A 9,404-nucleotide genomic window follows, 5' to 3' on the forward strand; every position below is an offset into this window, starting at 1 on the left:
ACCGCCTGCTGGACGTTCCCGGCCGGATGCAGCCCGGACAACGTTGTCGCAGATGTAAAAATACCCCATTTTGGGGCGGCGTGGCGTACGCGGATGGCAAGCAAGCCAAGAAGTTGCAAGAAATTTTCCTGCCACCCTCCTGGCTTGCTCCGCCGTTTCAGCTCGCCAATGCGCGCAGCGCCAGGCCGGTGACATAAGCGCCATAGGTACCGAGCGCATAGCCGAGCACCGCCAGCAGCACGCCGACCGGCGCCAACGCCGGATGAAAGGCGCTGGCCACCACCGGGGCCGAGGCCGCGCCGCCGACATTGGCTTGCGAGCCGACCGCCATGAAGAACAAGGGCGCCCGGATCAGCTTGGCCATCAGGAGCAGCAGGCCGCCATGCACGGCGATCCAGATCAGGCCCAGCAGGAACAGCCAGGGACGGTCGAGCAGCGCGTTCAGGTCCATTTGCATGCCGATCGTCGCGACCAGCACGTAGAGCATGGCCGAGCCAATGGTCGAGGCTCCCGCGCCTTCCAGGCTGCGCGCCCGCGTAAAGCTGAGCAGCAGGCCGAAAGTGGTGGCAAACACGACCATCCAGAAGAAGGAGGATGTCAGGCTGTAATCCTGCAGGCGCCACTCCGAAGGAAGACTTTTGATCCATTCCACCACCGGACCAGTCAGGGCGTGGGACAGGCCAGTCACGCCGATGCCGACCGCCAGGATCACCATCACATCGGTCAAGGTCGGCATGCGCGCATGGGCCGACTGGTAGGTTTCGATGCGCGTCTTCAGGTCATTGATCGCGCTCAGGTCGGCGCCCGTCCAACGGTCGAAAACTTGGGCGCGCCCCGCCAGGAACAGCAGCACGGCCGTCCACACATTGGCCACCAGCACGTCGACGGCGACAAACTGTCCGAACACATTGGCATCGACCTCGAACACCTCTTTCATGGCGGCCTGGTTGGCGCCGCCGCCGATCCAGGCGCCGGTGATGGTGGTCATGCCACGCCAGGTTTCTCCCGCCACAGTTTCGGGATGGATGAGACGCATCACCTCGAAAGAAACCAGCGCGCCCAGCATGATGCCCACGGTGCCGGTCAGGAACATCACGACCGCCTTCGGTCCGAGCCGGACGATGGCGCCGAAATCGATCGCGACGCACAGCAGGACCAGGGCGCTGGGCAGCAGGTAGTCGCGGGCCACTGGATACAGCTTCGACAGGCTGCCATCGATGACGCCCAGCGTGTTCAGGATGGCCGGCAGCAGGTAGCACAGCAGCAGCGCCGGTACGTAGGTATAAAAGGACTTCCAGAAACCCGTCGGGCGGGAAGCGGTCCAGAAGACCAGGCCGAGGATGGCGGCGAGGATGCCGAGCACGACGGCATCATTGGTGACGAGTGGAACAGCTTCTTGCATGAATGGGCGCCTGGAAAAGTGATCCAGGCATTCACGTCGCATATGCGGAATGCCTGGCGGGAGCCTTACGGCCAGGAAATCCGCATTCTACCGGTGTCAGGTCAAAACCTGGGTGTCACAAAACCTGGGTGTCAGGTCTGACATTCGGACACGATCTCAACCGTAGTGCACTTTCTTCCGACAGCTTGAAGCACTTGGAAGTCTTCCCGATGGGCGCCTGCGCAATCTCAGCCTGAACAAAAATATGTTCAGTACCTTACCAGCATGACAAGACCAATCAGACTCGAATTTCCCGGCGCTCTTTACCATGTCACATCACGAGGCAATCGAGGTCAGCCAATCTATCGCCATGATGCTGATCGCTACGCATGGCTGAACATTCTTGATCAGGTGTGCAAGCGACATCATTTCGTCATCCACAGCTTTTGCCAGATGACGAATCACTATCATTTGCTGATCGAAACTGCGGAAGCAAATCTCTCCCGGGGAATGCGCCAGCTGAACGGACATTACGCGCAGCTCATCAGTCGTCGATACGAGCTTGTGGGACATCTATTCCAGGGACGCTACAAAGCCATCCTGGTGCAGAAGGAAAGCCATCTCCTGGAAGTAAGCCGTTACATCGTCTTGAATCCGATCCGCGCCAACATGGTTTCATCTCTGGACGAATGGCCCTGGACCAGCCACCACTTTCTCATCGGCGCGCGCCACCCGCCCGAGTGGCTCAAGCGTGACTGGCTGCTCAGTCAATTCGGTACGACACAGGCCGATGCCATCGCCGCCTACCAGGCCTTCGTTCAGGCCGGCCTTGGTCAGGCGAGTCCGCTTGCGGCCACCCGTCATGGAGTCCTATTGGGCAACGACGACTTTGTTTCGACCCATCAGCAATTGCAATGGGCCGAAGAGTTTGCCGAGGCGGCCAGGATCGAGCGCCAAGCAGTCACCCTGACACTGGCCGACTACCAGACCAGATATGCTGACAGAGACGAAGCGATGGCCCGGGCTTACCTCTCGACGGCCTTCACGATGCCGCAAATTGCACAGGCCTTCGATGTATCGACCAAGACAGTCAGCCGAGCGGTTGCTGCGTTCGAAAGGCCGATAAAGCAGGCTTAAAGAAGAGCCCGTGTCCGAATGTCAGACCTGACACCAGGGGTTGGAGGTGGGCCTATTCGTCCGTGATGCGGCTGATCGCCCGGCGGTCGCGCTTGGTCGGGCGGCCCTTGATGTCGAGGCTGGGTTCGGGGAACAGGCGGCGCGCCGTCTTGTCGTTTTCGCGCTTGGCGATGCTCTCGTCGGTTTCGAAATACAGCGTGCGCGCGACCGGTGCGGGGCCGCGGGTGTCCGAGAGGGCGGCGACGATCACTTCCCAGCGGTCCGAGCCGTTATCGATGAGCAGCTTGTCGTTCACCTTCACATTGCGCGCCGGCTTGACGGGTTCGCCGTCGATGCGGACGCGGCCGCGGTCGATCGCGTCGGTGGCCAGCGAGCGGGTCTTGAAGAAGCGCGCCGCCCATAGCCATTTGTCGATTCGTACGTTCTTGTCTTCCATGGTGTTCCTGTTACTTCCTTTTATGCATAGCCGATCGCGAAGATCCGCATGATCAGTTTATACACCATGTAGGCCGCCCCATAACTCGCGCGGCGCAGCCAGCCGATGTGGGCGAATTCCTCGGCGCGCACGGGCACGCCGTCAAGGATGGCGCGTTCGATATGGGCGCGCATGGTGGCGGCGAAGCGTTCGTCCAGCACCACGACATTGGCCTCCTGATTCAGGAACAGGGACAGGCCGTCGCAGTTGCTCGAGCCAACCGTCGCCCAGTCGTCGTCGACCACCGCGACCTTGGCGTGCAGCTGGGTCTTGCGATACTCGACCACCTTGATGCCATCGGCCAGCAGCTTGGGATAGAAGGAATGCGCCACCGCATCCTGTATATGGAACTCACCCACGCCAATTAAAAGGGTCACTTGCACGCCGCGCCGCGCCGCGTGCGCCAGCGCCTTGCGGAACTTGCGGCCCGGGGCGAAGTACGGGGTGGCCAGCAGCACGCTGTGCTTCGCGCGCCCCAGGGCCTGCAGGTAGGCGCGCTGGATGGTGGAACGGTTGCGCAGGTTGTCGCGCACCACGAAGGCGGCGCGCGCCGGGTATTTGCAGGTCTGCGGCGGTTCCTTGCGCATTTCCTTGAACAGCTCGATGCGCTGCTTGAGCTTCAGGCGTCCCGCGCGCAGCCACTGGCCCTGGGCCTCGTCATGGATCTGGGCGACGAGCGGCCCGCGGACCTGCACCGTGAAGTCCCAGCGCGGCGCCGCCAGGCGCTGGTGGGCGGCGTGGTCGCACAGCCAGTCGTCGTTGACGTTGATGCCGCCCACGAAAGCGACCGTGCGGTCGACCACGGCGATCTTGCGGTGCGAGCGGGCGATGCCGCGCTTGCACCAGGGGTTGAAGACGCGGTACTGCACGCCGGCCTGGGCGAAAATCGCCCCCAGACGCTGGGACGGGCCGTGCTCGGTGCCGATCCAGTCGACCAGCACGCGTACCTTCACGCCGCGCTGCGCCGCGCGGATCAGGGCGTCGCGGACCATGTCGCCGGTCGGGTCCTCGGCGAAGATATAGGTTTCGAACAGGACGTCGTACTGGGCCGCATCGAGCGCGGCAATGAGCGCCGGGAAGAAGGCGGTGCCGCTTTCCAGCAGGGTGACGTCGTTGTCGTCTACGAAGCTGACGTGGCGCATGGGCGCTGCCGGGCGCTAACCGAGCTGCAGTTCCGCCACGATGGGTGCGTGGTCGGACAGCTTGGCCCACAGGGGCCCGTGCATCACCTGCGCGTTGTCGACCTTGAAGCCGCGCACGTAGATGCGGTCGAGGCGGAACCAGGGCAGCATCGCCGGGAAGGTGCGCGCCGGGGCCAGGCGCGGCTGGCGGCCGGCCGAGCTGCGCACCATGTCGCCGAGGGCCGATTTCGGCCCCAGCTCGTCGAATACCTCGACGACGCCGAGCGCGTTGCGCAGGCGGTCGCTCAGGGTATTGCGCCAATCGTTGAAGTCGCCGGCGATGATGACGGGTTCGCCTTCGGACGATGCATTGACGGCCTCGATCAGGGCGGCAGTCTGGCGTCCGCGGCTGCCTTCGAAGAGGCCCAGGTGGACCACGTAGCAGTGGATCTTGCCTGCAGGCGTCTCGAGCACGCAGTGCAGGATGCCGCGCTGCTCGTAGGCGTGGTCGGAGACGTCGTGGTTATGGGAATTCTCGATAGCGAAACAGCTCAGCAGCGCATTGCCGTGGTGGCCGTGGTCGTAGACCGCGTTCATGCCGTAGGCGCTGTGGTGCTTTTCGCCTTTGAAATAATCGTACTGTGCCGTTTCGGGCCAGTGCCGGTGCGCATGCTCTTCCTTGCCATAACGGGCCTGGAAGCGATCATGCCTGCCCTGCACTTCCTGCAGGAACACGATGTCGGCGTGGAATTCGGCGATTGCTTTCTTCAGGGCGATCACCCGGGGCGTACTGCGCAATGACGAGACGCCCTTGTGAATGTTGTAGGTAGCCACACGAATTTTCATGGGAACATTCTAACCGCATCGGGCGGTTGTCCTCGTGGAACGAGGCCCAATTGTGCGCTGCCGGGTGATCTGGTGCGGGCCTTGGCCCGCTGGGGGCGTCAGCTGAAGGCGAGCGCCTGGCTGTTGATGGCTTCGTGGCCGCTGACCATCATGCGGCGCGGGCGTTGCGATGCACGGGTCACGTCATCGTTGGAGCCCAAAGGTCCGGACAAGCGCAGGCCATTCGACAGGTCGACGTGGAGGCAGCCATTACCAATGCTGATTTCCTTGACCATGTCGTCGAACTTCAGGTGTTGGTCCATTGTCTTTCTCCCAGATGTCTAGTTAGAGTTCCGCCGCGAAATAATTGCACGCGACTCGGTGGACGATATTCTGAACAGTTCGCCCTGTCAAACGACGAATCTATCGTGCAGATAGGAAATTGTCTAATTTCATTTGGTTACAAATTGTGACAGAAACGCTTGTCACAGTTAAACTTTCATAGGGAAAAGCGACAAATCCTTACAAATTGGGCGCGCACAAGGTGCGCTCACGCACGGAATAAAGTAGTGAATTTGTCTATCTCAACAGGGAGAAAAAAAGTTGAGATGTTGCAGCGTCGATACAGGAATATTTCTCTTTAGAATCAGTTACTTATAGTAAATTATCAAAGAGAGTGAGCAGACTACAAACACCTGCTCAGCTGTATCCGGCATGGCGCGGCAGTTGCAGGATGGCTTCCGCATTCGAGGACGAGAAACAGCGGTCGGCGGCCTCCAGCCAGGGTAGCCAGGCATACCGCAAGTGTTCGCGCGGGCTCAGAATAATCGGGATGTCGCGCGGCACGCAGACGGAGAAAATATGCTCCGTATTGTGGGTGACGCCCGGGGCGTAGCGGTGGCGCCAGACCGGGTAGATCTCGTAGACATTGGAGAGCTGCCAGTCGTGCAGGCGGATCGTTTCGCCATCGGCGACGATGCCGGTTTCCTCGAACAGTTCGCGCGTGGCGGCCTGGATCAGGGGTTCGTCGAGGGCGTCGAGCGAGCCGGTGACGGATTGCCAGAAACCCGGGCGGTCGGCGCGTTCGATGAGCAGGACTTCCATCTCGGAAGTATGGATGACGACGAGGACCGATTCGGGGATCTTGTGGGGCATGGGCCAGAAAAAACAAACGCGGGCGAAGCCATTGTGTGGCTGCGCCCGCGTGAGTTGAACGCATGGTCGGCAAAGCCGACCACCCTACTTAAGCGACTTTCGGCTCGTTGCGCAGGCGGATGTGCAGTTCCTTGAGCTGCTTCTCGTCGACTTCCGACGGCGCGTTGGTGAGCAGGTCTTGCGCGCGCTGGGTCTTCGGGAAGGCGATCACGTCGCGGATCGACTCGGAGCCGGTCATCAGGGTGATGAGGCGGTCCAGGCCGAAGGCCAGGCCACCGTGCGGCGGCGCGCCGTACTGCAGGGCGTCGAGCAGGAAGCCGAACTTCAGCTGCGCTTCCTCGGCGTCGATCTTCAGGGCGCGGAACACCTTGCTCTGCACGTCTTCACGGTGGATACGGATCGAGCCGCCGCCCAGTTCCCAGCCGTTCAGGACCATGTCGTAGGCCTTGGCGACACAGGCGCCCGGGTTGGTCTCGAGCATGTCTTCGTGGCCATCCTTCGGTGCGGTGAAGGGGTGGTGGGTGGCGTTCCAGCGGTCGCCGTCTTCGTCGTACTCGAACATCGGAAAGTCGATGACCCACAGCGGCGCCCAGACGTCGTCGAACAGGCCGGCCTTCTTGCCGAATTCCGAGTGGCCGATCTTCACGCGCAGCGCGCCGATGGCGTCGTTGACGACCTTGGCCTTGTCGGCGCCGAAGAAGATCAGGTCGCCGTCTTCGGCGCCCGTCAGTTCCAGGATCTGCGCCAGCACGTCGTCCGAGATGTTCTTGACGATCGGCGACTGCAGGCCGTCACGGCCCTTGGCCTTCTCGTTGACCTTGATGTAGGCCAGGCCCTTGGCGCCGTAGATGGCGACGAACTGGGTGTACGCGTCGATTTCCGAACGCGGCATCGAACCGCCCTGCGGCACGCGCAGGCCGACCACGCGGCCGCCCGGCATGTTGGCGGCGCTGTTGAAGACCTTGAACTCGACCGACTTCATCAGCTCGGTCAGTTCGGTGAACTGCAGCTTGACGCGCATGTCCGGCTTGTCCGAACCGTAGGAGCCCATGGCGGTGGCGAAGTCCATCACCGGGAACGGATTCGGCAGGTCGATGCCGGCGGCGTTCTTGAAGACGACGCGCATCATGTCTTCGAACAGGTCACGGATTTCCTGTTCGGTCAGGAAGGAGGTTTCGCAGTCGATCTGGGTGAATTCCGGCTGGCGGTCGGCGCGCAGGTCTTCATCGCGGAAGCACTTGGTGATCTGGTAGTAGCGGTCGAAGTTGGCGACCATCAGCAGCTGCTTGAACAGCTGCGGCGACTGCGGCAGCGCGAAGAAGTTGCCCGGGTTGACGCGCGAGGGGACGAGATAGTCGCGCGCGCCTTCCGGGGTCGACTTGGTCAGCATCGGGGTTTCGATGTCGATGAAGCCCAGGTTGTCGAGGTACTTGCGCACTTCCATCGACACCTTGTAGCGCAGGCGCAGGTTGTGCTGCATCTGCTGGCGGCGCAGGTCGAGCACGCGGTGGGTCAGGCGGGTGGTTTCCGACAGGTTGTCGTCGTCCAGCTGGAAGGGCACCGGCACCGATGCGTTCAGCACTTCCAGGTTGGTGGTGTTGATCTCGATCTTGCCCGACTTCAGGTTGGCGTTGGCGGTGCCTTCCAGGCGGTTCACGACCGTGCCGGTGATGCGCAGGCAGTACTCGTTGCGCACGTGTTCCGCGGCCTTGAACACCTCGGCGTTATCCGGGTGGCAGACCACCTGCACCAGGCCTTCGCGGTCGCGCAGGTCGATGAAGATCACGCCGCCGTGGTCGCGGCGACGGTGCACCCAGCCACACAGGCTGACGGTTTGGCCCAGCAGTTCCTCGGTGACGAGGCCGCAGTAGTGAGTACGCATGGAGGACATAGTTTTCGTTCCAGGTTGGTTGGTTCGTTAAAGGCCAGAGCCTATTCTTTGATGCTGCGTTGTTCGGGTGTGCTCAGTCTGGAGCGACGACGCCCATCGAAACGATGTGCTTGAGCGCCGCGTCGACCGACATGTTCAGTTCCACGACCTTGCTGCGTTCCATCATCAGGAAAAAGCCCGAGGTCGGGTTCGGGGTGGTCGGCACATAGACGCTCACGTAGTCGCCCACCAGGTGGTTCTTGACGTCCCCGCCCGGAACGCCGGTCAGGAATGCGATGGTATAGGAATCCGCGTGCGGATACGGGATCAGGACAGGCGTGCGGAAGGCGTTGCCCGAGGATGAGAACAGCGTGTCCGACACCTGCTTGACGCTGCCGTACAGCGAGCTGACGACCGGGATGCGCTTCATGACGCGGTCGCCCAGGCGCACGATGTAGCCGCCGATCAGGTTATTGGTCAGGAGGCCCGTCAGGAACACGATGGCGATCGTCAGGACCGCGCCGAAGCCGGGGACGTCCATGCCGAACAGCGAGCGCGGCTGCCAGGCTTCCGGTACGAACAGCAGCGACTGGTCGAGCGTGGTGATGATCAGGCTCAGCACCCAGGCGGTGATCGCCAGGGGTACCAGCACCAGCAAGCCAGTCAGGAAATATTTGCGCATCGCGTTCTCTTGTTCTTGTTCAGGGCTGCGGCTTCATCAGCCGCAGCAGGTCATGCTCTCAGGTACTTCAAGTACTGCTCTTGTCGCCGCCGGTCGCTGCGGGCGCGGGGGCCGGGGTGCTGGCCGTGCTGCCGGCATCGCTCGAGGCTGCCGGCGCGGCGGCGCCGTTGCTGCTGGCGCTGGTGCCGGTGGCCGGCGGCGTGCCGCCACGGAAGTCCGTCACGTACCAGCCGGTACCCTTGAGCTGGAAGCCCGCAGCAGTCACTTGCTTTTTGAAGGCTTCCTTGCCGCAGGAGGGGCAGACCGTCAGGACCGGATCAGAAATTTTTTGCAGTACATCCTTGGTAAAACCGCATTCATCGCAGCGGTAAGCGTAAATCGGCATCTGATACTCCGCAAAAATCTTCAAAACCCTGAATTATAAAGCTTTTGCATGCACCCTTGCCTATTTTGCCCGCAGCGGAGCCGGGGGACGGCCCAGGGGATATGGCCGAGGTGTTGTTTTTAATCATCGACAACGCGTGTTTCGTTTGCGCAAGGACAGCCCGGGGTGATTAAATAGCATCTTTCCTTCGAACATGATGGCAGTAGAGAAAGCTCTGCTGCCCAAAGTTAAGAAGAAACAGAAGATTTTGCGCGGCGTCTGCCGCCGCTGGTCCATAGAAGAAAACTGCTTTTCCCGAGCCCGCCTTGTGCGGGCTTTTCTTTGGCGCTGTCACCGTTTGCTGTTGGGTCAAGGTGAACTGTGGTGTTGCTTC

General features: G+C 61.6%; 11 protein-coding genes. 1 reads left to right on the plus strand and 10 read right to left on the minus strand.

Going from position 1 to position 9,404, the window contains the following annotated elements:
- Positions 1 to 157: 157 nt before the first annotated feature.
- On the minus strand, positions 158 to 1,402 hold the full coding sequence (locus tag NX780_RS17200) for a DUF819 family protein (protein WP_258829106.1): 1,245 nt from the start codon (positions 1,400 to 1,402) through the stop codon (positions 158 to 160).
- Between the two features lie 264 nt (positions 1,403 to 1,666).
- Between NX780_RS17200 and NX780_RS17205 the strand changes: the two genes are divergently transcribed.
- Positions 1,667 to 2,518, plus strand: coding sequence for a transposase (locus NX780_RS17205; RefSeq protein ID WP_258829107.1), 852 nt, complete (start codon positions 1,667 to 1,669; stop codon positions 2,516 to 2,518).
- A 52-nt stretch (positions 2,519 to 2,570) separates the two neighbouring features.
- Here the strand turns inward: NX780_RS17205 and NX780_RS17210 are convergent, their stop codons facing one another.
- The 9 genes from NX780_RS17210 to NX780_RS17250 form a co-directional block, all read right to left on the minus strand.
- Positions 2,571 to 2,954 (minus strand): RNA-binding S4 domain-containing protein, encoded by a 384-nt coding sequence (locus tag NX780_RS17210; RefSeq protein ID WP_258829108.1) that lies wholly within the window; start codon positions 2,952 to 2,954, stop codon positions 2,571 to 2,573.
- Positions 2,955 to 2,974: 20 nt separating this feature from the next.
- A complete protein-coding gene (gene clsB, locus NX780_RS17215) occupies positions 2,975 to 4,135 on the minus strand; it encodes a cardiolipin synthase ClsB (RefSeq protein WP_258829109.1) in 1,161 nt (386 codons plus the stop codon).
- Positions 4,136 to 4,150: 15 nt separating this feature from the next.
- Positions 4,151 to 4,960 (minus strand): endonuclease/exonuclease/phosphatase family protein, encoded by an 810-nt coding sequence (locus tag NX780_RS17220; RefSeq protein WP_258829110.1) that lies wholly within the window; start codon positions 4,958 to 4,960, stop codon positions 4,151 to 4,153.
- A gap of 98 nt (positions 4,961 to 5,058) precedes the next feature.
- Positions 5,059 to 5,262 (minus strand): hypothetical protein, encoded by a 204-nt coding sequence (locus NX780_RS17225; RefSeq protein WP_258829111.1) that lies wholly within the window; start codon positions 5,260 to 5,262, stop codon positions 5,059 to 5,061.
- A gap of 376 nt (positions 5,263 to 5,638) precedes the next feature.
- Positions 5,639 to 6,094 carry a dihydroneopterin triphosphate diphosphatase gene (nudB, locus tag NX780_RS17230; RefSeq protein ID WP_258829112.1) on the minus strand — a complete coding sequence of 152 codons (456 nt, stop codon included), beginning with the start codon at positions 6,092 to 6,094 and terminating at the stop codon, positions 5,639 to 5,641.
- Between the two features lie 88 nt (positions 6,095 to 6,182).
- Positions 6,183 to 7,976, minus strand: coding sequence for an aspartate--tRNA ligase (aspS, locus tag NX780_RS17235; protein WP_258829113.1), 1,794 nt, complete (start codon positions 7,974 to 7,976; stop codon positions 6,183 to 6,185).
- An 82-nt stretch (positions 7,977 to 8,058) separates the two neighbouring features.
- On the minus strand, positions 8,059 to 8,646 hold the full coding sequence (locus NX780_RS17240; RefSeq protein ID WP_258829114.1) for a DUF502 domain-containing protein: 588 nt from the start codon (positions 8,644 to 8,646) through the stop codon (positions 8,059 to 8,061).
- Between the two features lie 67 nt (positions 8,647 to 8,713).
- Positions 8,714 to 9,031, minus strand: a complete 318-nt coding sequence (locus tag NX780_RS17245; protein ID WP_258829115.1) for an FmdB family zinc ribbon protein — start codon at positions 9,029 to 9,031, stop codon at positions 8,714 to 8,716.
- Positions 9,032 to 9,200: 169 nt separating this feature from the next.
- The coding region (locus NX780_RS17250) for a hypothetical protein (protein ID WP_258829116.1) at positions 9,201 to 9,404 on the minus strand (204 nt) is incomplete at its 5' end.

The organism is Massilia agri, from assembly GCF_024753255.1.
Classification (GTDB): Bacteria; Pseudomonadota; Gammaproteobacteria; order Burkholderiales; family Burkholderiaceae_D; genus Telluria; species Telluria agri.

Coding starts and splice junctions, on each gene's coding strand:
- NX780_RS17200 (WP_258829106.1), bottom strand. CDS start 1,402: ATGCAAGAAGCTGTTCCACTCGTCACCAATGATGCCGTCGTGCTCGGC.
- NX780_RS17205 (WP_258829107.1), top strand. CDS start 1,667: ATGACAAGACCAATCAGACTCGAATTTCCCGGCGCTCTTTACCATGTC.
- NX780_RS17210 (WP_258829108.1), bottom strand. CDS start 2,954: ATGGAAGACAAGAACGTACGAATCGACAAATGGCTATGGGCGGCGCGC.
- clsB (WP_258829109.1), bottom strand. CDS start 4,135: ATGCGCCACGTCAGCTTCGTAGACGACAACGACGTCACCCTGCTGGAA.
- NX780_RS17220 (WP_258829110.1), bottom strand. CDS start 4,960: ATGAAAATTCGTGTGGCTACCTACAACATTCACAAGGGCGTCTCGTCA.
- NX780_RS17225 (WP_258829111.1), bottom strand. CDS start 5,262: ATGGACCAACACCTGAAGTTCGACGACATGGTCAAGGAAATCAGCATT.
- nudB (WP_258829112.1), bottom strand. CDS start 6,094: ATGCCCCACAAGATCCCCGAATCGGTCCTCGTCGTCATCCATACTTCC.
- aspS (WP_258829113.1), bottom strand. CDS start 7,976: ATGCGTACTCACTACTGCGGCCTCGTCACCGAGGAACTGCTGGGCCAA.
- NX780_RS17240 (WP_258829114.1), bottom strand. CDS start 8,646: ATGCGCAAATATTTCCTGACTGGCTTGCTGGTGCTGGTACCCCTGGCG.
- NX780_RS17245 (WP_258829115.1), bottom strand. CDS start 9,031: ATGCCGATTTACGCTTACCGCTGCGATGAATGCGGTTTTACCAAGGAT.